This window comes from Trichocoleus sp. FACHB-90 (assembly GCF_014695505.1).
In the GTDB taxonomy this organism is placed as follows: Bacteria; Cyanobacteriota; Cyanobacteriia; order Cyanobacteriales; family FACHB-T130; genus Funiculus; species Funiculus sociatus.
Window position 1 is genome coordinate 35,149 of the sequence record NZ_JACJOK010000005.1, and the last position, 21,543, is coordinate 56,691.

18 protein-coding genes are annotated in these 21,543 nt (G+C 46.8%); 7 read left to right on the forward strand and 11 right to left on the reverse strand.

Annotation, left to right across the window (positions count from 1 at the left end; all coding sequences use genetic code 11):
- The first annotated feature begins 6 nt into the window (after positions 1-6).
- Both H6F74_RS00800 and H6F74_RS00805 read left to right on the forward strand, forming a co-directional pair.
- On the forward strand, positions 7-885 hold the full coding sequence (locus tag H6F74_RS00800) for an aspartoacylase (protein WP_190434832.1): 879 nt from the start codon (positions 7-9) through the stop codon (positions 883-885).
- A 53-nt stretch (positions 886-938) separates the two neighbouring features.
- Positions 939-1,805, forward strand: coding sequence for a hypothetical protein (locus H6F74_RS00805; RefSeq protein ID WP_190434835.1), 867 nt, complete (start codon positions 939-941; stop codon positions 1,803-1,805).
- 95 nt (positions 1,806-1,900) lie between these two features.
- Here the strand turns inward: H6F74_RS00805 and H6F74_RS00810 are convergent, their stop codons facing one another.
- Positions 1,901-3,094: a pentapeptide repeat-containing protein gene (locus tag H6F74_RS00810; protein ID WP_190434837.1), complete on the reverse strand. Its 1,194-nt coding sequence runs from the start codon at positions 3,092-3,094 to the stop codon at positions 1,901-1,903.
- Between the two features lie 138 nt (positions 3,095-3,232).
- A complete protein-coding gene (locus tag H6F74_RS00815; RefSeq protein ID WP_206756277.1) occupies positions 3,233-3,415 on the reverse strand; it encodes a hypothetical protein in 183 nt (60 codons plus the stop codon).
- Positions 3,416-3,418: 3 nt separating this feature from the next.
- Here H6F74_RS00815 and H6F74_RS00820 point away from each other — a divergent pair, with 3 nt between their 5' ends.
- On the forward strand, positions 3,419-3,742 hold the full coding sequence (locus H6F74_RS00820) for a DUF5362 family protein (protein WP_190434842.1): 324 nt from the start codon (positions 3,419-3,421) through the stop codon (positions 3,740-3,742).
- 200 nt (positions 3,743-3,942) lie between these two features.
- On the opposite strand, the gene H6F74_RS00825 is transcribed toward H6F74_RS00820, so the two are convergent.
- Positions 3,943-6,504 carry a family 10 glycosylhydrolase gene (locus tag H6F74_RS00825; RefSeq protein WP_190434845.1) on the reverse strand — a complete coding sequence of 854 codons (2,562 nt, stop codon included), beginning with the start codon at positions 6,502-6,504 and terminating at the stop codon, positions 3,943-3,945.
- 226 nt (positions 6,505-6,730) lie between these two features.
- The gene (locus H6F74_RS00830) at positions 6,731-9,427 is read right to left on the reverse strand and encodes a DEAD/DEAH box helicase (RefSeq protein WP_190434847.1); all 2,697 of its coding nucleotides are present in this window, start codon (positions 9,425-9,427) and stop codon (positions 6,731-6,733) included.
- Positions 9,428-10,293: 866 nt separating this feature from the next.
- On the opposite strand from H6F74_RS00830, the gene H6F74_RS30815 reads away from it, so the two are divergent.
- Positions 10,294-12,348 (forward strand): tetratricopeptide repeat protein, encoded by a 2,055-nt coding sequence (locus H6F74_RS30815; RefSeq protein ID WP_190434916.1) that lies wholly within the window; start codon positions 10,294-10,296, stop codon positions 12,346-12,348.
- 38 nt (positions 12,349-12,386) lie between these two features.
- Here the strand turns inward: H6F74_RS30815 and H6F74_RS00840 are convergent, their stop codons facing one another.
- Complete coding sequence (locus H6F74_RS00840) at positions 12,387-14,894, reverse strand: CHASE2 domain-containing protein (RefSeq protein ID WP_190434850.1); 2,508 nt, start codon at positions 14,892-14,894, stop codon at positions 12,387-12,389.
- 131 nt (positions 14,895-15,025) lie between these two features.
- Here H6F74_RS00840 and H6F74_RS00845 point away from each other — a divergent pair, with 131 nt between their 5' ends.
- Positions 15,026-15,880 carry a shikimate dehydrogenase gene (locus tag H6F74_RS00845; protein ID WP_190434853.1) on the forward strand — a complete coding sequence of 285 codons (855 nt, stop codon included), beginning with the start codon at positions 15,026-15,028 and terminating at the stop codon, positions 15,878-15,880.
- A gap of 29 nt (positions 15,881-15,909) precedes the next feature.
- Here H6F74_RS00845 and H6F74_RS00850 read toward each other — a convergent pair whose 3' ends face one another.
- Positions 15,910-16,530 (reverse strand): hypothetical protein, encoded by a 621-nt coding sequence (locus H6F74_RS00850; RefSeq protein ID WP_190434857.1) that lies wholly within the window; start codon positions 16,528-16,530, stop codon positions 15,910-15,912.
- A gap of 285 nt (positions 16,531-16,815) precedes the next feature.
- Here H6F74_RS00850 and H6F74_RS00855 point away from each other — a divergent pair, with 285 nt between their 5' ends.
- Positions 16,816-17,250 carry a hypothetical protein gene (locus H6F74_RS00855; protein ID WP_190434859.1) on the forward strand — a complete coding sequence of 145 codons (435 nt, stop codon included), beginning with the start codon at positions 16,816-16,818 and terminating at the stop codon, positions 17,248-17,250.
- Between the two features lie 35 nt (positions 17,251-17,285).
- On the opposite strand, the gene H6F74_RS00860 is transcribed toward H6F74_RS00855, so the two are convergent.
- The 3 genes from H6F74_RS00860 to upp form a co-directional block, all read right to left on the reverse strand.
- The gene (locus H6F74_RS00860) at positions 17,286-17,570 is read right to left on the reverse strand and encodes a YggT family protein (protein WP_190434861.1); all 285 of its coding nucleotides are present in this window, start codon (positions 17,568-17,570) and stop codon (positions 17,286-17,288) included.
- A 79-nt stretch (positions 17,571-17,649) separates the two neighbouring features.
- Positions 17,650-18,015 (reverse strand): hypothetical protein, encoded by a 366-nt coding sequence (locus H6F74_RS00865; RefSeq protein ID WP_190434864.1) that lies wholly within the window; start codon positions 18,013-18,015, stop codon positions 17,650-17,652.
- Positions 18,016-18,191: 176 nt separating this feature from the next.
- Complete coding sequence (gene upp, locus H6F74_RS00870; protein WP_190434867.1) at positions 18,192-18,842, reverse strand: uracil phosphoribosyltransferase; 651 nt, start codon at positions 18,840-18,842, stop codon at positions 18,192-18,194.
- A gap of 306 nt (positions 18,843-19,148) precedes the next feature.
- On the opposite strand from upp, the gene crtH reads away from it, so the two are divergent.
- The gene (crtH, locus tag H6F74_RS00875; protein ID WP_190434870.1) at positions 19,149-20,672 is read left to right on the forward strand and encodes a carotenoid isomerase; all 1,524 of its coding nucleotides are present in this window, start codon (positions 19,149-19,151) and stop codon (positions 20,670-20,672) included.
- A gap of 116 nt (positions 20,673-20,788) precedes the next feature.
- On the opposite strand, the gene H6F74_RS00880 is transcribed toward crtH, so the two are convergent.
- Both H6F74_RS00880 and H6F74_RS00885 read right to left on the reverse strand, forming a co-directional pair.
- The gene (locus tag H6F74_RS00880; RefSeq protein WP_190434872.1) at positions 20,789-21,136 is read right to left on the reverse strand and encodes a type II toxin-antitoxin system PemK/MazF family toxin; all 348 of its coding nucleotides are present in this window, start codon (positions 21,134-21,136) and stop codon (positions 20,789-20,791) included.
- Positions 21,136-21,342, reverse strand: a complete 207-nt coding sequence (locus tag H6F74_RS00885; protein ID WP_190434875.1) for a hypothetical protein — start codon at positions 21,340-21,342, stop codon at positions 21,136-21,138. The genes H6F74_RS00880 and H6F74_RS00885 overlap by 1 nt, the downstream gene beginning before the upstream one ends.
- Positions 21,343-21,543: the final 201 nt, after the last annotated feature.

The window sequence follows — 21,543 nt, forward strand, 5'->3', positions numbered from 1 at the left end:
TTCTATATGAATCAGATCAAACGTGTTGCCATTGTTGGTGGAACCCACGGAAACGAACTCACAGGAATTTACCTGGTGAAGAAATTCGAGCGATTTCCCAACGCGATCGCACGAGCGAGTTTTGAGAGCATTACACTTTTGGCGAATCCTAAAGCGTATGCAATCGGGAGGCGGTACGTTGATACCGACCTCAATCGCTGTTTCCACCCACAGGATTTAGAGAATGCTCAGCTTTCCAACTATGAAGCAATTCGAGCCAAAGAAATTTACCAAACGTTGGTATCGCTCCCAAAAGAGCAAACCAACTTAACAATCGATTTGCACACTACCACAGCCAACATGGGGCTGACGATTATTCCAAGTACCAAGCATCCATTCAACCTTCAGTTAGCCGCTTATCTCAAATCCGTGAATCCCAGCGTGAAGGTGTATCGATGGAAAGACGAGAATAATAGCCCGTTTCTGAGATCAATCTCCGAACTCGGTTGCGCGATCGAAGTGGGTGCTGTTGCACAAGGCGTGTTGGATGCGCGTTTATTTCAGCAAACGGAAGAACTTATCTACGCAATTTTAGACTTTGTAGACGCCTATAACCGGGGAACACCTTTCCCCGCAAGAGATACCTTCACAATTTATCAATGCCTACAGACAATCGACTATCCCAGAAATGAAGATGGGGAAATTCATGCAATGATCCACCCAGAACTTCAATTTAGAGATTACGAAGCTATTAAACCAGGCGAGCCAATGTTTTTGACATTTGATGGTCGAGCGATCGCTTATCAAGGAACATCAACCGTTTATCCGGTTTTCATTAACGAGGCGGCTTACTACGAGAAAGGAATTGCCATGTGCATAACCCAAAAGGAACTGGTTGTGGTTTGAGACAAAAAGGATCAAGAGTGAATCGGTGAGTAAGAACTATAAAGGAGTCACTAATGAACGCCCAGCAGACAAAACTTTACCAAAGTATCCAGGAATTTTCCCTTGATGACGCTGACGCTGCTTTTCCCTTTAGTCAAAGATTGGCAAGAGAAAACGGCTGGACGGTTGAATATACTCAGCAAGTGATTGACGAATACAAAAAGTTTATCTTTCTTGCTGTTATAGCTGAACATCCTGTCACTCCCTCCGATCAAGTGGATCAAGTTTGGCATCTCCACTTGACTTATACCCGATCGTACTGGGATGAGTTTTGCGCCAAAATCTTACAGAAACCATTGCACCACAATCCTACTCGTGGGGGTTCTAGCGAACAGGAGAATTTCTACAGGTTCTATAACGAGACGCTGATTAGCTATGAAAAATTCTTTGGTCAGCGCCCCCCGTCCGATATCTGGTCTCCACCCGACATCCGATTTAGTACAGATATTCAGTTCAGACGAGTCAACGCTCATCGGTACTGGATTGTAGCCAAACCATCTTTTACTCTGAGTCAGTTGCCATCTGTTTATCTACCTCGCTTGCCTTTGCTGAAATTTATAGCGATCGCTCTGTTGTCATTTATGTTAGTCCTAACTATCAGCAGCTATACGCTACTGATAGCAGAAATTTCTCCCCCGAAAATTCACTCTACAAATTCTGAACTAGCGCTGTCTCAAGCTGCTGAAAATTCTCCGCTACCTCGTAACACTCCAACCCCAACTTCTGAGAATAAAGATAATTCTACTTCGGGAAAATCTTCAGGATGGTCTTGGTGGTGGATACCCATAGCCATTATTTTTTCCCTGTTCGGCGGTCGTGGTAATAGCAGTGGTGGTAGTAATGGTGGTAATAATGACGGTTGTATGGGCTGCGGCTTCTGATGAGGCACGCCTTCAGGCTGGATAGGCAGATACAGCTCTAGAGACGCTGTTTAAAATTAAATTAATAACTCCTCTCTCCTAACTTTTTTGCCTTTTCAAAGATTGGCTCGACTCAAATCAACATCAGTCAAGTCTGCTCCATTCAGATTAGCTCCCTGCAAGTCGGTTCGCGTCAGGTCTGCACCGCGCAAATCAGCCTCACTCAAGTTCACCTGAGTTAAAATGGCTCCCGTCAAGTCCGCTCCTCGCAAGTCTGCCATACTCAAGTTAGCTCCGCGCAAATCGGTTCGAGTCAGGTCTACCCCTCTCAGGTCAGCTTCGCTCAAGTTTACCTGAGTTAAAATGGCTCTCGTCAAATTTGCCCCTCTCAAATCTGCCCTACTCAAGTCGGCATCTTCCAAGTCAGCCTTTCTCAAATTGGCATTAGTTAAGTCTACCTCTGTTAGATTTGCTCCCCGTAACTTCCCCCCTCTGAGGTTTGTCCCCCGCAAATCTGCTCCACTCAAATTTACTCCACCCAAGTTAACCCCAGGCAGCGATACGCCAGCAGCAATTAAATAAGCCCCGGCTTCTCGTGGGTCAAAATCATAGGAAAACAAAGTTTCTTGAGTGTAGACAGCTTTTTCCAGAATCACTCCCCTCAGCTTGGCTTTACTAAGATCCGTCCCGACTAAATTGGCTCCCGCTAAGTTAGCACTTTCCAAATTTGCCCCAACCAGATTTGCCCGCATCAAGTTTGCCGCCCTCAAGTCTGCTGCTTTTAGATAAACCCCACTTAGATCCAATTCACTTAGGTTTACCCCTGTTAGGGATACGTTATAGGCAATCAAGTAAGCAGAAGCTTGCTTGGGGTCAAAATCTGGTGAGAACCGAGTTTCTTGATTGTAGATAGCTTGGTGTAAGATAGCTCCCGTGAGATCCGCTGCTGTTAAGTCTGCCCCAATCAAGTTGGCTCTAGTTAGGTTGGCATTTTCCAGGTTGCTGCTAACGAGATTAGCCTTTTTCAGGTTTGCCGCCCTCAAATCTGCTTTGCTCAAATCAGCCCCGACAAAGTTTGTGCCACTCAGATCGGCTCCTCTGAGGTTTGTCTCGCTCAGATTAGCTAAATTTAAGCACGCCCCAGTCAGATTCGATCCACTCAGGTTTGCTGAAGCCAAGTTGGCTTCAATCATGTCTGCATAAGTCAGGTTCGCCTCGCTGAGGTTAACCCCTCTGAGGTCTTTTGCCCGTAAATCTTTCCCTTTGAGATGAGATCCCCTTAAATCTGTTTCTTTGAAGTCTGCTACCACAATTTCTGCTCCCCTCGATTCGTGTCTGCTCTTGGTTGGCAGCTAGAACTGTCTTGATGCTAAGCTACACGCTTTGCTACGTAAAGGGATAACAAATTGTTTGCAGCGCATTTGAGATTATGAAGCGTTGGGAACGGTTCAAGATTTACCAGAGCGATCGCTTTGCTTCACGCATCGCTTATCGTTTTCTATATCTACGATCCCAATCTGGCAGCGATGTCCTAAAATCTGTCTCAGTTCATTGGGACGAAGTTTGAAGTGGAAAGCGATCGCTACGAGTTTAACCAGTCGCAAAACCATCTGATTAAGGATCTTGCTCAAAAAATGCGCTTTGTTAGCTACTTCCTCATTGCCTTGGGAGTGCTTCTAATTATTGGGGGAATCGTCAGTGTCAGATCGGGTTTAATCAGCGGCATTATTAATGGAGTTTTGCAAATACTCATTGGCTTCTGGACTACCAAAGCCGCTTCTTCTTTTAATTTAATTGCTGATACTCAAGGAAACGATATCGAAAATTTAATGATAGCGCTTGAGCAATTGAGAAAACTCTATACTCTCCAGTATTGGCTGATATTGATAGCACTCATTTTTATTGGTATTGCACTTATTACGGGTCTAATTTTAGGGGCTGTCAACGTTACTCCGTGAAGGATTTCTCTCGTTAAAAATCAGATGCTGGAAATGCAAATAGGTGAGGCGATTGCCTCACCTATTTGCAAAAATGCGCTCAGACTAAAGTCTGGCGCTACACAAACAAAGCCTGCTCTTGGCAGGCTGAATTGAGTCCGCGCAGGCGGACTTTGTTCGTATAGCCGCGATTTCCTTTTCTCCTGGTATTTTTTTAACTTTTACTTCAGCGTGCGCTCACCATAAAGCAACAATCTCTCTAAAGTTGCCAAACGATTTGCCCAAACTTCGACTTGATAAGGTTGCTCTAAACCTTCCGATTGCATCCATTTCTTAAATTGAAATTGAAAAGATGCTAACAAGGCTTTTGCCATTGTCAGATTACTTGCAGAAGGATTATCTGCTAACTGGTTCAGTGCCTTAGAGAGAGCATCTGCTTGTTTACGCCATTCCGAGAGAGCTGGTTCTTTAATCCAAAGTTGATTATTTGCCTCTAGAAAAGTCCATTCTTGTTGTAGAGAAACGTAACGGGCAGCTGCGGCTTTGAAGGGTTGACGATAAGGTAGAGGGGATGCGATCGCTTGTGCCGACTGAGTACGACGGAAGATTCCTTGCAGATTATCATTGAGATTTTCGGCAGCAAATAAGGCGTAACCACTAGCAGGAAAATTTCGCAGTGCCTGAATTTGATCTACTGCCACCACATCCGGCAGATTCAGCAGTCGAATAGATGGCAAAATCAAGGTTGAACCCAGTTGATTTTGACTTAGCAAAGGCCGTGTTAAACTCTGCAATCTGTTTGTATCCAGAGCATAAGTCATCGGCACCACTAAATCTATATCTCCACGTTGCGCCCAAACTTCCCAATGTTGTTGCAGTTTTTGCAGACGTTCATTTTTAGGAAAGGGAAACACTGCCGCCGACAAAATGAGATTACTTTTTATAGAGCGTAGATTTATTGATGCTTCTGCTACAAAACTGTCAATTGCATTAGTGCGAAACTGCGTCCACCTTTGCCACAAGTCTCTATCTTTTGGAGAAATTTTAACTGGATCTACGCCAGTTAGTTGCTGAAATTGCTGGCGAGCAGCTGTACCGTAGCCGAAGGAATATCCGGCATTAGGGTCTTGAAAGGGATTACGAATATAGTCGAACTGAACGCCATCAACTTGATAATTCTTGACAATTTCCTCCAACATTTGTATTAAATAACGCCGCGCCTCTGGATTGGCAGGGTCAAGAAAAGTTTTACCCGAACCCAGATGGAAAATGCGCCCCCGGTTATCGTAGCCTGCCCAAGTAGGGTTGAGGTCAAGCACTGGGCCGGGATACTCTTTGGGGAGGTTGAGCAGGGCGTTGTGACGCTGGTTGCCAATGGCGAAAATCCATACCCAAGCGTGCAATTCCATGCCTCGCTGGCGGGCTAATTTGACAGCAGATGCTAGGGGGTCCCAGCCGCGCACCAGCGGGTTTTTAATTTGGGCAACGCGACTGGGGTAAATGGGATATCCAGCATTGACGGTTTCAAAAAAGACAGTATTAAACCCTGCTGCTGCTAGTCGGTCGAAAATTTTAGCTAATTGCTGCTCTGAACCAGCACGAATAATCGTACCCCGGTCTAACCACATTGCCCGAATTTCTGGCTGGGTTTGGGGTCGGTCTTTGGGGTAGTTGTCCCATAGAATGCGTCGCGCCTGAAGCCACTGTTGTCTGGCTCCTGTGTAGTTTTTTTGGGCAACGAGTTGAAGAAAGTTTTGCAGCCCTAGGCGGGCATTACTGAGCGGATTTGGCGTTTTGACTTTTGAGTTTTGAGTTGAGGAAGTTCTCCGGTTCTCCAATCCTCCTGTAAGGGTGTTAGCGGCTAGCTGGGCGCTCTGAAAACGACCGATAAGAGCTTCTAGCTCTTGACGCATGGCAATTGCTTGTGAGGCTGTGATGGGCTGGGAGCTGGGTTTTACTTCTAGTCCAGCAGGTGCTACTAGACCTTCGCCATTTAGGTCTGGGAGTTGGAATGCAGGAGAGGCGGGGGGAAGTGCAGCAGTGCGATTTGTTGGGGTTGGGGAAGGGGGTTTTGCAGGGGTGGAAGCAGAACTTGCGATCGCATTCGGTGGCGTACAATTTCGTTGTGCTGGGTTGCGGGCATCCCCGACTCCCCCGTAGCGAGTCAGGGATGCCCGCAACCAGGCGCTATCTAGCTTGGGTTCGGAGGCTGTATCGACTCCCCAGCGCCAGCCTAAAAAAACTGAGCGGTCTGTAGTCACGACTGCTGGGGGATTTTCGGTGGATTTCCAGACAGCGGCGGTTTGACTTGTTAACCCAGCGGGAATGATTACGCCGCCGCGGATAATTCCGGCGAGTCCGTTCTGTTGCATCCATCCCTGGTTTTTTCCGGAGGTGGGGGCGAGGGTGGAGGGATTTTGCAGGCTAAATCCCCAGTATGCGCCCAGAAGCGATCGCAATTTACTTCGCACATCCGGCTGGGATAAAGTCCCCACGGGGCCGCTGACAATAACGCGCCCGCCCTTACCCATCCAGTCTTGTAACGCTTGTACCTGTACAGCACTCAGAGTTTCAACGTTGGGTAAAAATAAAACCTGCGTACCTGCCAAATCTGCCGCTTGTCGAATTTGCTGCAAGTCAACAATACAGTAGGCGACACCACTCAACCCCAAGCGTCTTGTAATACCTTCCCATTGGGTTGCATTTGTCTGGCTTTTCACCACACCCATTACACCAGGTGCGGCACTAACAGAAGAAGGTAAAAGTAAAAAGGAAAAAGGCAAAAAATAAGCAAACAAAGAAGAAAAGATTATTCTTTCTTTTGCTGCTCCCTTTTTTAAGGGGGATCGCCTTTTGAATTTTTCTGAAAAACGAAAACCACTCCTCAACACAAGCTGCTCCTGCAAATCTTAGTCTGTAGCCCAGGTGAAATATAAGCCTGTGTCATTAGTTAATGGCTAATAGTTGCACCATTAGCCATTAACTATTAGCCATTAGCCATTGCTAATTCTAAGCAACACTCTCATTAACCGGAAAGCGATCAATTAAATGAATCGCCCGATAAGCATTGCGCTGCAAGGAATCTGACACATGGGGAATATGGGGAATCTGAGATAATAAATCCACAGTTCGACGCAGCACCCGGACTATATCCCCTTCATCTAGGCTGGTGTTAGCGCATAGCTGCGGCCATTGCTCGCCTAATGCCCAACTTTCCACCAAACCAGTTAAGTCATACTCCATCCAGACTGGCAGTGCGACTCGATAGCGACGCTGTAGCTGGAACAACTGACGGCGCAAAGTCCGCAACCTGCCTAAAGATTGTTCCACCTCTGAGGGTGTGTCGTATCTTGTCCAGCTGTCGGGGCGCAGTGCTTCGGTGACAAAGGCGGCACAGGCGGCTGCTAGGTGTTGGGGGTCTAATTCGTCCATTTCTCCCGACATCAGCGCCAAAGCAACCCACAACTCGTTATCGCTGCGGATGGCGGCGGCGGCTTCTCCCAAAGGTGTCGGCGTTACGTTATCGAGTCCGCCCATATGGCGCAAAACTTCCATCAGGTCGAGAAATTCTTCCCAGTGGCGTGCTAAGTGTTCTTGAAGCAGGGCTTGCAATTGGGCGATTTGGTCTTGCAACATCTGCCGCCGCGAAGCTCGTTTGATTAAGAGGGCGGGGTTGCCCCACTGTAGGGCGGGGTGATTTTTCAGTTGCGCTTCTACTGCGGCGAGTCGCTGCTGTTGGGCTATGACTTCTGGATATTCATCGTTGATGGTTGATGGTTCGTTGCCTAGTTGGGATGAACCATGAACGCGGCTGGATGCCCATCCAATCTGACGGGCAATTTCAGCGGTGGCTTCTGTGCTGCTTTTGGATTGTCCTGGCTTGGCTTTGAATATTTCTGGCGGTGGCTGTAGGGATTCGACTTCAGATAAGCGAGACCATTCTTGGCAACCTACTACGTCGGCGGTCGTGACTACGTACCAACGGTTATCTGCGCCTAAGCAACCCAGGTAGGGCAATTGGCCGGAACCGGGTATGCGGGCGACTAATATTGCTGGTATGGGAGATGAGACGGGGACGTGTTTGCCTTTTAGGTTGAGGAGGGTTCCGGGTGAGGCGGTAGTGAGGGCGATCGCAATTTCGCGCGATCGCATTTCTTCGGCTTGATGTTCTAAGGTTTTCAGTAAGCGGCGTTCTTCTTTGAGCCGAGCAACCAGTTTTTCATAGTTTTGGATCAGTTTGCCGTCTACTGTCTGAAGTATGCTTTCAATTTGCGCCAGTTCTGCTGACAAATCTGCGATCGCTTGTTCTTGCGGTTTAAGATCCAATGTCGCCAAATACTGCCCAAAGCTGCGTTCGACTAACTCTCTAGCTTCTTCTATGCTATGGGTTTGCAGCAAGTTTAAAACCATGCCGTAGCTGGGGGTAAACTGGCTCACCAAAGGATCAGCGCCAGAGGTTGCTAAATAAGCCGCTTCCTTGGAACCTTCAAATGGTGTCTGTAATGTCACTACATGACCTGTAGTGTCCATTCCCCGTCGTCCTGCCCGTCCCGACATTTGCAAAAATTCGGAAGCTGTTAGCAGTCTGTGTCCCCGGTCTGTGCGCTTGGAAAGGCTGGAAATTACTGTGGTTCTGGCAGGCATATTAATCCCAGCTGCCAGGGTTTCTGTGGCAAATACCACTTTTACCAAGCCTTCTTGAAACAGTTCCTCTACCAAACCTTTCCAGGCTGGTAAAATTCCGGCGTGGTGGGAGGAAATACCCCGGAGCAACGGTTCCACCCCGCCACTGCGTGCTGCTTCGGGATTTCGCGCTAAAAATTCCTCTACTTTCTGTTTTAAAATTTTCGCTTCTTGTTCGTTGACTAGGGTTATATCAGCCAACTCTTCTACTGCTTTGTCGCAACCCCGACGGCTAAAGATGAAGTATATCGCCGGGAGCATATCCCTTTGCCACAGATGACCCAGGACGTAAACTAAGCTGGGGCTTTCTTGCCTTTTGCCTTTTTCTTTTTGTTGTCTTTTGGGTTTGAGGCGGGGGTTAATTCTCTTTCGCGAGTCGTCCAGCAGGGGAAACAGTCCTTTGGGATTGCAAAAGTGAAATTGCAAGGGAACTGGGCGAAACTCGGAATATATTAGCTTTGTTGGGCCATGAACGCGATTCAGCCAGTCGGTGAGTTGGTCGCTGTTGGCGACGGTGGCGGAAAGGGCTACTAGCTGGACTTCGTGGGGGCAGTAGATGATTGATTCTTCCCAAACGGTACCGCGTTGGCGGTCGTTCATGTAGTGGCACTCATCTAGCACGACGGCTTCGACTCCAGCTAGGGAGGTGCCGACTTCGCCGATGCGGGTGCCGTAAAGCATATTGCGGAAGATTTCTGTCGTCATCACTAGGATTGGGGCATCCCGGTTGATGGAGACATCGCCAGTCAATAAACCTACCCTGTCTGCGCCGAAGACTTCGCGAAAGTCTCGTAATTTCTGATTGGATAGTGCTTTTAAGGGCGTGGTGTAAAATACTCGCCCTCCGCGATGCAGGGCGCGGTGTATAGCGTATTCCCCAATCAGCGTTTTTCCCGCACCTGTTGGGGCGCACACGACTACGGAACAATCGTCATTTAACGCTGCGATCGCTTCCGACTGAAATTCGTCTAGTTCAAACGGAAACAGGTTCTTTAGATCAAGCTCTGGTATTGTTGTAGGCACGGTGCTGCCAAATAATTCTAATCTACTTGCTTTCAGGGATTTAACTCTATAATTAACGGTGTATCCGCTCTATGTCCAATTTTAAAGCGCTTTTTTAGAATCGGAGATTCCTTAAAGTGCTACCCCTTATCCAACTCCTGACTAAAAGAGGCTGTTTTCCAGGTGTGATCGCGATCGCGTATGTATGATAGACGCGGCTTTTCGCCACTACCTTCATTTCCTCTCGCGCTGTGAGCCTGTCAAAACTGCTTAACCAAAATCTAATTGTAAAATAATCAACTAATTAACGCTATTATAAATAGTATAATTTAATTTTTAGTAAAATTAAATTTAGAAAACCTACATTAGTTTAGCTGTTAGTGTTGCTTATGCCGCTAATCCAAGCATTTTAAACAACTCCTGAAAATTTCCTAAATCATCGTTAAAGTATCACTTTTAGCTATTTCCTCTTGCCGCTGTTTGGTGCCAAGATACTTATAAATATATCCAGCAACCTTGTAGGTAGGGCTTGTGCAGAAGCGAAACCCAATACCAATTTGACAGGTTTAGTTGGATTGACTACCGATCGGCCAACCGACCCGGCTCCTGTTAGTTTCTGTAGCCCTTAGCGAAAATTGTGAAATATGAATTCATCCTTTTGGCTGATAGACGATAGTTGCGTTTAATCCTGAGCTAGACAACAGTAATTAGAAGAGCTGTATATCCACCATAGGAAGGCAATCATATAAAAGGAAAAAGGCAAAAAAAGAATTCTTGACTTTTCCCTTTTTAGCCCCTAGTCCCCAGCCCCCAGTTCCTAGTCCCTAGCCCCTCCTAGCCCCTCAATAGCGTCTGTGGCACAAGTTAACGGACACTCCCCTGCCAGCATGACGGTGACGGATACCGCTCACCGGAAAATTTCTTTGGTGAATCGGCAAATCTACCAGCGATTGAAACAGGCGCTGAGTCTGGGTTTGCGCCGCCAAATCTTTATAGCGGTATGCGATGATATTAGCCTGAGAAATCGTCTAGCGGCGCGGTTACACGCAGAGTTGGCAATTTCGGAAGACAGCAGAGGTAAAGCAGGTGGAATTAATTCCGTCTTCCGTCCTCCGGCTTCCAGAGAATATCCGCGATTGGTAAGCTTAAACTTGAATTTGAGCCAACCGCATCCTGTAGCGCAGATTAATCGCTGGTTAGGGCAACACCCGCCACCAAGCAATAACCCGCCTGGATTTCAAATTTTAGGTGTTGAGTTATTAACCAAACAATCAGCGAAGGTGCAGGGATTCTTCCTGAACTCGCTAAAGACAATTGAGCGCAGTCTGCCTAATTTAGAGTCTAGCCTGTTGCTGTGGATGCCTCGCCCTTGGTTGCGCGCTATTGAGACGTCGGCACCTGAGTTTTGGCGATGGCACACGGGAGTTTTTGAGTTTGAAGGGGAACCCGCACCAGCTTCAGATTTAAGAACATTGATGGCAACCTCTCTACAGGAATTCCCCCGCCAGACTGTTCCCCAAGAGGAGACGGCGGTACCCCAGGAAAATCTGTGGCACATTCTGGGCAGTGAATTAGATAAATTTAGCCTCGCCCATCAGGAAAATCCGCCATCCCAGAAGGAGGATTTCAAAAAGGAACCAGGTACGCCCGTGACAAGCGGCGAGGGGGAAGAGGAGAAAGCACCCTTTATCCTTAATCCTGCCGATGCGGTGCAATCTTTGCAAGAGATTGAGCAATTACAGCAATCTCGCCCACCGGAAGAACTTGCACAAGCATATTTAAGGCTGGGAAATTATTATCGCGATCGCATTGAACAATCGAATACTTCCCAGGAAAATCTAATAACGGCTATCCAGGCTTACGATCAAGCATTGGCATGGTTGGAAGAATCCTCGCCGTTAGCTGCTGATATTCTCAACGATCTGGGTAATCTCTATTGGATGCTATCTCGCTATGCTGCGGATTCCCAGGAGATGCTGGCTTATCTTGAGCAAGGAATTAACGCATATCATACTGCTTTAACCAAGTTCAATCCTGACGACGCACCCCACAGCTACGCCATGATTCAAAATAACTTGGGGGCGGCGTATGGGGATTTAGCCCGTCATCAAGATACTGCCCAAAACTTGCAGAATTCGATTTTGGCGTATGGGGAAGCTTTGCGTTATCGTTCCGCAGAAGATGAACCGCTGAAATATGCGGCGACGCAGAATAATTTGGGTACGGCTTATTGGCATTTGGCGCAACAGCAACAGCCAGTTACGCATCTCAAATGCGCGATCGCATCTTATACCGAAGCACTTCCATTCTACAATCCAGAGCGAGATTCCCTTAACTGGGCAATGCTGCAAAATAATATCGGCACGGCATACTGGAATCTTGCCCAGTACGAACAACCGGAAGAGTTTTTACAACTTGCGATTGCGGCTTATCAAAGTGCGCTGACTTATCGCACGCCTCAGTCAGCACCAGCAGGTTGTGCGGCGACGCAGAATAATTTGGGTACGGCTTATTGGCATTTGGCAACTCAGGTAGAAGTTAACCCAGAGGGGCAGCAACAATATTTACAGATGTGTATTGCAGCTTATGAGAGTGCGATCGCGCTTGTCGAGTTTCTTAGCAACAATAATCCCCCAGTTCCAGTGACATTTGATGTATCTGCTACTCAGAATAATCTGGGATTGGCTCATTATCAAATGGGGACAGATAAGAAGTTTTCTTTAGAAAAAACATCTCAGCTAGAGCATTTAGAGGCAGCGTTACACTACCATTTACAAGCGTTGCAAGGCTTTAGCGATCAACCTGATTCGTATGAATCTGCTCTTTCATTAGTTGTGCAGACAATTCGAGCATTTTATCGCGAACGTGGTTTGCAAGGGCAAAATCTTGCCCTTTCTAAAGTTCCTGGTAAATTGTTGCCAGAACTGCTGCGACGCTTGTAAATAAAATTATCTAAGTCTCGTTAACGAGAAATGGCAGATCAGGTGTGAATGCTGACAATTGTGGCTGCGGTGCTTCCGGCTGAAGTATTATCTACAACATCCAAACTAACTGCATACACAGAGGCATCAGCCGCATAAACTTTAACCTTGTAATCGCCATCAGTAGGTAGTATCCCTTGCCAGTGCGATCGCTCACTCACCTTCCCGACTGTTTCCCCATTCGGCGCAATTACCTCAATATTCACATTGCCTTCTTGTGCTTTCACCGTCAATAGCTGCCCCTTAGTGCCATTGACCGAATACGGCTGACACTGATGAGGCTCTAAACTTCCTCCCACGGTTGTTTGTGCGCCTGACAGGAAGCTAACTTCCTGAAGTGGAAGCGTGTCTCCTACGTAAATTGGGTCTACCTTTGGCTGGTTATCCGCAGATGTAGGAGGTTTCCGCTTCTTTGTGTCTTGGAAGTGCTTTTGGGTTGACCGATACAGCCGCAGCAGCACGAAAGCCGAGCCATTGGCAACTACGGCTAAAGCTGGAGCCGCGACTGGCACCCATCCGCCTTGAGTAAATAAATAGAACCCGGTAAAAAATATAACTCCCAGGGTTGCAGTTCCACCCACAATCAACACCAGAGGACGACGGATTTTCCAAACCAAAACTGCTCCCCCAAGTCCCCATCCGGCAATCCATAGCATTTCCGCCCATTCAGACCAGTCCCAAATCAGCGGTCGATTATCCAGAACTACACCGAGCATTTGACTGATCACCTGTGCTTGCACCAGCACCCCGAACATCTTCCGACCGCCACCGTAGGAAGTGTAAAAAGCGTTATCCTTTTTGCTTGATGTCACACCGATAATGACGATGCGATCTTTTACCAAATTCGGGTTAATCTCGCCTGTGAGGACATCACTAAGCGTTACCTGCGGCGCGATATTGTGAGCGGAACGATAATCCAAAACAATCTGGTAGCCTCCAGAATCAGCGTTCTGATATGCGCCAAAATTGGGTTTTAAGCGTTTGAATATAGTTGAATTTATCTTGAGATGCCCTTCGGAGGTTCCTTCTGCTTGGATACCTTCTTTTTCTAAGTAGTGTAGTGCTAGTTGAGCGCCAAACGAGTAACTTGTTTTACAAGCACCGTTGTCGTCGTTGGCAAACAAAAGACTGCGACGAACTTTGTTATCAGGGTCAATGACTAAATCGTTAAAGCCAACGCTGTCTTCAGATGCTGCTTTTGGGGGTGCAATTCCAGGGTTATCCTGATTACTCATTTTGCAAACAGTGATGATGCGATCGCTTGTTTGCAATGTCTTCTCTAACTCTGGATAACCAGGCGGTACAGGTAAATCTCGGTAAATATCTAAGCCGATGGCACGCGGTTTATAACTTTCCAGTTTCTTTAATAACTGATTTAAAACTCGGTCAGTTAAAGGATATTTTTCTTGAGCCGCAATATCTGCATCGGTGATTTCAACAACCAGCAGGCGAGAATCTGGCCCTTCCATCGGTTGCTTTCGGTCTAAGTCTTCCCACGTCCGCGTCAAATAACGCAACCGCACCATTTGATCGAATGCTGCCAGTTCTAGCGATTCTACTCCTCCCGTCTGTCGCACTCCCAGCACTAAGCCACTGGCTACCATACTGGTAATTGCGATCGCTATAGCAGCACCTACCCTTTTTCTGGTTTTGGCAAAGGGATTTTCATCGGTCGGCGCAGATAAATCCTGTTGCAGTTGTTGGAGTTCAAGACTTACTTCTGTGGCAGACTGGTAGCGTTCCCGGACGTGGTAGCGCACCATTTTGTCTAATATTTCTGCCAAGCGATCGCTAACCTTTACTTTATCCCGCCAAATAATTTCGCAGGTTTCGGGATCTTCTGGCAACTGAGAAGGTTTAGCCCCTGTCAACGCTTGAATTGCCGTTATCCCCAAGGCATACAAGTCGCTGCTGTATCTTGGTTTACCCGCTAGTTGTTCACTGGGTACATAACCTTGGGTGCCAATTCCCACGGTAATGTTGGTTTGGCCTGACTCTGTTGCCAGCTGGGTATGGATTTCTTTTACAGCACCAAAGTCTATCAAGACTAATTTGCCATCTTCCTGCCTGCGGATCAAGTTGTTCGGTTTGATGTCGCGGTGGATGACGTGATAAGAGTGAACAAACTCCAGAATGCCCAGCAGATCCTGCAAGAGGTCAATTACCTCAGCTTCGCTCAGTTGTTTGTGACACAATTCATCGGCGAGCGGATGTCCTTCAATGAATTCCTGAACTAGGTAAAATTGTTTATTTTCTTCAAAATATGCCAGCAGATGGGGAATTTGGGTATGGTGTCCCAGCTTTTCGAGAGTTTTTGCCTCGGTGTTGAACATACGCCGAGCGATCGCTAAAAAAGCGGGATCTTGACGAGCTGGTTTGAGATGCTTAACAACACACTTGGGCTTTCCGGGTCGCTGTGTGTCTTCGGCAATGTAAGTTTGGCCGAATCCTCCCGATCCCAATTCCTCGATTAGTTTATAGCGCCCCCCTAGTAGTCTTCCCAGCATGGTGGCCTAGTATTCGTTATCCTGATTTTGACATACAACTTCCGCAGTCATTGGTCATTAGGAACTTAAGAATCGCCAATTCCCAATGACGTATTGTTAAAGGAGTGATAATTTTAACCGATTTTTACTTAATGCAGCTGATTAAAGGTACAACTAAACTTTTAGGGGTGATTGGTCATCCCGTCGAGCATTCCCAGTCTCCCAAGATGCACAATGCAGCGATCGCTTCTCTAGGAATAGATTACATCTATCTGCCTTTCCCGGTGCAACCGAAAGATTTAGAGGATGCGATCGCAGGTTTTCGGGCTATTGGTGTTGTTGGTTTCAGCATCACTATCCCCCACAAACAGGCAATTATTCCCCTGCTATCAGAAGTATCCGATATTGCCCAAGCTGTGGGAGCGGTTAACACCGTCAAAAACACTGATCGGGGTTGGATTGGCACCAACACTGATGTCGAAGGCTTTATCGCGCCTCTGATAGCTTATAACCGCGATTGGAGTCAAACTGAAGCAGTAATTTTAGGTAATGGCGGCGCAGCGAGAGCAGTGGTTGCAGGTTGCGCTAAACTCGGCTGTGCTTCTATTCATGTTGTCGGGCGTAACCCAGAGAATTTAAAGGCTTTTCAACAGAGTTGGATTGATTCACCCTTAGCAATTAATAATTTACACATCCATCTTTGGGAAGACCTGCCAAATCTAATTTCTCAAGCAGATTTGCTAGTTAATACAACACCAGTAGGTATGTCTCCCAAAGTTGATCAGTCTCCCGTCGATACAGGTGTAATGGCGCGATTGAAGAAAGACGCGATCGCCTATGACTTAATTTACACGCCCCGCCCCACCAAGTTTCTACAACAAGCAAAAACACAAGGTGCGATCGCCATCGACGGCTTAGAAATGCTCGTCCAACAAGGCGCGATCGCTCTAAAATTCTGGTTAGACAAAGAGCCACCAGTAGACGTAATGCGCCAAGCAATACAATAACGAAACGCCCTTTTTTTGCCTAAGAGCCTTCAATTATTTGCCCATCGCCAGTTAAAGCTGTTCCAGTCGTAAATGCCTTGAATCTCGTACTCAGTCCCATTATCAAAGCGGATGATGCAGTTAGTATAGGTTCTCTCGCCCTCTGCTGTCTCGGAAACTCCAACCACCGTACAGGGAAACCATTCGCGGCTACAGGGGCCATTTTCTTGCACCCATTCCCAAAGACCATTCGAGACTTCAATGCGATCGCCTACTTTTAGCTTTAACTGATAATACTCGGCTAAGTGAACTGGCTGGACGCGATTTAGCCATTGAAAACCATAGCGATCGCGAATAAATTGCATTTCTCCAGAGTCTTGATTATTCAGCCAGTCATTTAGTAATTTTATTTTCCAAGGGCGATTTTCTCTCTCTTGCTCCTTGACAAATTGCAGCAAAACCCTGCGTTGCTCTGATGTTAGTTCTGCAAGAGGATTAGTGCGATCGCCATCCCCATTCTCAGGCTCAGGAATACCCAACGCAACACCTATCAGTTCCTCAACAACGACTTGCAGCAAAATTTGTTTTTGCTTCTCACTCAGAGAACACAACATTTTGTCACACTGGCTAAATGCTGCTTGCAGAGCTGCATCAATCTCAGATGGATTCATGTCAATATTTTCTACAAAGTGGACTCTTACCACTCCCTAGAGTTATCCTACAAATTCTGAGTGGCAATGCCCTGTATCGGAACGCTCATTTAGAGTTTATCGCCTATTATCGCAGAGCTTTCAAGGCACCGTAAGAGTTTATTTGGTCAAAAAGGGACAAGTGCTAATTGAAAGATTGCTAATTAATAATTCCCTCTCTCTCCAGCCAAGAGTCCCTTCTTTGACCTAGATTCGCGGTAAGCTGAGGATTGATGTCACCGAAAAACCTAAGTCATGGTGGGGTTTATGCGATTTCGAGCCGTCTCTATTCTTGTGATGTCATGCCTCATCGGGATATTCAGCTTGCTGTTTAGTCCCCCTGCATTGGCACTGACACAGATTAAACTTTCTGAAGTTACCTACCATGACTGCCCGGCTGATATAGGCCAAGGAGCGGTTACGAGTACCGGAGCGAGCCGTGCAGCTAATTGCTTTATAGTCACCGGAAAAGCCGAAAATAGCTCTAATAAGCCAGTTCTGAACGCCGATATCTTTGGTCGCATCTACGATGCCAATGGAGACTCGGTGATGCAAAACCGGACGCGCCTGGGTTCAATCGAAGAAGTGCCGCCTGGAGTCAGTGATTTTGAACTGAGAATTTCAGTTCCGGCAAATCAGCCGACTCCCTTGCAGCTCAAGCAGTTCAAAGCCGCTGGGTTTACAGGCACAGTTCGCCGCTAACACCCAATTTTAGATTTTGGACTGAATCTAAAATCTTAGAAACCAGCGGGACTCATTTGAATGCTGCCAAACAACTGTGCCAAGATTTGCAGCAGCAAAATCGCTAAAATTGGCGAGATATCTAGACCACCCATCGCCGGAACGATAGAACGGAAGATGTTGAGATAGGGGTCTGTAATCGGACTCAAGGTAGAAGCCAACTGGTTCATCCAGTTGATTGTGGGGAACCAAGTTAAGAGAATCCGCACAATCAACAGAAAAACATAGATGTTCAGAAAGGTGGAGATAGTGTTGATTAGTAAATCGGCTGAAGAATTCATTGGTGTTGAAGCTTCCTTTTGATAATCGGTGAACGCTTGAAACTTGAAGTTAGTTTAACGGATTTGCTCTACTTTGAGTTTAGGGATCTTTAGGTAGGGACGAGAGTGCGTCAGAGGGAGAGAATCGCTCCCGCTCTATTTCCACAGCGTTTCCATTTACATTGCCAAGCTGAGTCCGGACATCATCAATTGCCGCATTGAGTTGGGCAATTTTATCCTCTAAGCTCCGCCGTGCAAATTCAATACTATCTGAGTCTTTGAGTTGACGCTTTCTACCTTTGCCAGCTTTAGCTTCTGACGCTCCCGAATTCAGCAGAGACGCATCTTTGGCATCAGCTTCCGACGTGCGTCCAGAAGCAATCAGCGCCCCGACAATCCCACCGACTAGACCGCCAACTATAGTCCCAGCCAGAAATCCGCTTCCAAAACCATCGCGCTGACTCATCTTTAACTACCGTCACGATCTTTTTTCAACTGTTTTTAGGGTAACTTTTCGCTGACCCCCCTGCCTACCGACTAGGGGAGTAGAGGAGATTGGGGACTGGGGACTGGGGGCTGGGGACTAAGGACTAGGTAAGACTTTTTCCCAATTCCCAATTCCCAATTCCCAATCCCCAATCCCTATGTCCCAAACGTGCGATCGCCTGCATCTCCTAATCCCGGTACAATATACCCCTGAGAGTTCAGACCCTCATCAATCATTGCCGTATAGACAATCAAACCCGGATAAGCTGAGGAAAGCTTCTGCAACGCTGGTGGCGCTGCTACCACAGAAATAATCCGCGTCAAAGCTGGGTCGATGCCTCGTTTAGTCAACTCTGCCATCGCCATCATAATTGTCCCACCCGTCGCCAGCATCGGGTCAGTAATTAAAACTCGCGTTTGGGGATGAAATTGCTCTGGCATTTTGTTGAGATAACAGCTGGCTTCCAGAGTTTCCTCATTCCGCACCAAACCGATATGATAAGTCGAAGCCAAAGGCAGCAAAGTCTGCGCCCCCTCTAATAATCCTAATCCTGCTCGGAGAATCGGCACCACAACCAGCGGCACTTCTGGATTGATAAAAGTGGCAGGACATTCAGCTAACGGTGTTTGCACCGTCGTTTCTATCGTCGGTAGCCAGTCCCGAATTGCCTCATAAGTCAGCCAGCGCCCCAGTTCTTTCATCGCGCTCTTGAACAACACCGACGGCGTTGCTGCATCGCGAGCTACAGCCAGCCAGTGCTTAATCAGGGGATGGGGAGGAACGTAGACACGCAGTTGAAGAGTCATAGTTGCTTATCTTGACTGAGGGATGCCAGCTCAAAGACCTGACCTATCATACGCTAAGAGCGATTCTTCTCGTCGCCTCTGTTTGGCATCCCGTCCAACGAGAAATCAATACTGTTGAAAATAATTTTCAACAGTATTGACATATATTATCAACAAGGCTATATTTATTTTTAGTGTTCTCCTCTCATTAAGGATCGGCAGGTGGGGCTGGGTGTGCAGTTGCAAGCTAGTCCCATTTTTTTTTTGAGGCGAGATGTAATATAAGACGTTAAACTCAGAAACGTTAAGTAATTCCCTTTCTCTTCCATGCCTGCAACTTCTATCCATACCTCCGCTGCATCGACGTTTGATGTTATTGTTATCGGTTCTGGAATTGGAGGGCTGGTGAGTGCAACCCAGCTAGCAGCGAAAGGCGCTAAAGTTCTGGTACTGGAGAGCTACTTAATTCCCGGAGGTAGTTCCGGATACTTTGAACGGGAAGGGTATCGCTTTGACGTGGGAGCATCGATGATTTTTGGTTTTGGTACTCAAGGTACTACCAACTTGCTCACCCGCGCCCTGGAAGCTGTAAACGTCAGCCTAGAAACTATTCCCGATAGCGTACAGATTCACTATCATTTGCCTAACGGCTTAGGCCTGAAAATTCATCGCGATTATGAAAAATTTTTGCAAGAACTAACTGCTAATTTTCCGCATGAGCGTGAGGGTATTCGCAAGTTTTACGATGAATGTTGGAAGGTTTTTAATTGTCTAAATGCGATGGAATTGCTATCGCTGGAAGAACCCCGGTATCTGGCGCGGGTGTTTTTCCAGCACCCGTTGGCGTGTCTGGGTTTGGTGAAATACTTGCCGCAAAATGTTGGTGATATTGCCAGGAAGTACATTAGCGACCCGCAACTGCTGCAATTCATCGACATGGACTGTTACATCTGGTCAGTTGTGCCAAGCGATCGCACTCCGATGATTAACGCCGGGATGGTATTCTCAGATCGGCACTATGGCGGCATCAACTATCCTAAAGGCGGTGTGGGACAAATCGCCCAAAAACTGGTGGAAGGACTGGAAAAAGTTGGCGGGGAAATTCAGTATAAAGCCAGAGTAACGAAAATTGTCACAGAAAATAATCGCGCCGTTGGCGTTGAGTTGGCTGATGGAAAAGTATATCGCGCTAAGCGCATCGTTTCTAATGCGACACGCTGGGATACTTTCGAGAAGTTATTACCACCAGAGGAGATGCCAACATCTGAGAAGAAGTGGCAAAAACGTTATCAAAAATCTCCCAGTTTCTTGAGTTTGCATATGGGAGTTAAAGCAGATGTTTTGCCAGTGGGAACAGAATGTCACCATATTTTGTTGGAAGATTGGGAAAATATGGAAGCGACACAAGGCACTATCTTTTTGTCAATTCCTACCTTGCTTGACCCGGATTTAGCACCAGAAGGTTATCACATTCTGCACGCATTTACCCCGGATTCGATTGAAAATTGGCAGGAACTTTCTTCTAGCGAATACGAAGAGAAGAAGGAAGCAGCAGCCGGGCGAGTTATTGAGCGTTTGGAGAAGATTTTCCCAGGCTTAGATGCAAGTTTAGATTATCTAGAAGTTGGGACTCCTCGCACTCATCGGCGCTTTTTAAATCGGGAAGATGGCACTTATGGGCCGATTCCGGGCCGCAAGTTATTAGGATTGTTGGGAATGCCGTTTAATAGAACTGCTATTCCGGGACTTTATTGTGTGGGAGATAGTACGTTTCCGGGACAGGGTTTAAATGCGGTGGCGTTTTCGGGGTTTGCTTGCGCTCATCGTGTGGCGGTGGATTTGGGGTTGTAGGTAGCGCGATCGCATCTTTTATTGAACCGCTGAGGCGCAGAGGAAAATAGGGACGCGATCGCATTTTTAAACTACTCCAAAACGTTCTTGTGATTTCTGGCTGCAAATTGCACAGGTTAAATTATTTGAAATGCCCGTATCATCACGGCGTTCAATTGCTGCATTTGCAGACTTCCCAACTCTCCCAAGCGTCTGATAATTAATCTACTCTCAAGAGTAGCAATTCGAGTTACTCTCACTTTAGAGGCAACTCTCAATCCAGTATTAACAAATTCTGGATCTGAAACATCAAGAGCAAATTCTTCCGAACTTAAAATGGTGACATTTTGAGACGAAATGAAGCAAAGAGTTACTTCATCTATTGTAGAGCTTAACGCCAGCACTAAGGCAGGACGTAATTTTGTTGTACTCAAGTCTGTAAAGGGAAAATTAACTAGGACAATATATCCTTTTTTTACTGTCACTAGATTGGTTCTCCATCTTCGAGGGTATAAATATCCGGTTCATCGTGCAGATAGTCAAAATTTCCTCCGCTTTCTGCAAGGTGCGCTAATTCAAGGGCTGAAGGGTAGGGTATATTCCCAAATAATTTTTCTTCTAGTAGCGATCGCTCATCCGGTGAGAGAGCTAAAATAACTTGAACTAGGGAGTCAACTAATTGTGCATTCATAAATTATGCTCCTATTTTCTGTTAACTTGCTTGTTTTATAATAGCGATCGCGCTTTTAAAATCACCGCAGCCTGTAGCTTTTGTGAGCGAAGATCATTCACAATTTATCTTCAGCCTCAGTTGAGCGCGTACCAATCGCCACAGCGTCAGTGATACAATCCAAACTAAGGCAAATGGAAATGCTACTAACCCAGCTACGAA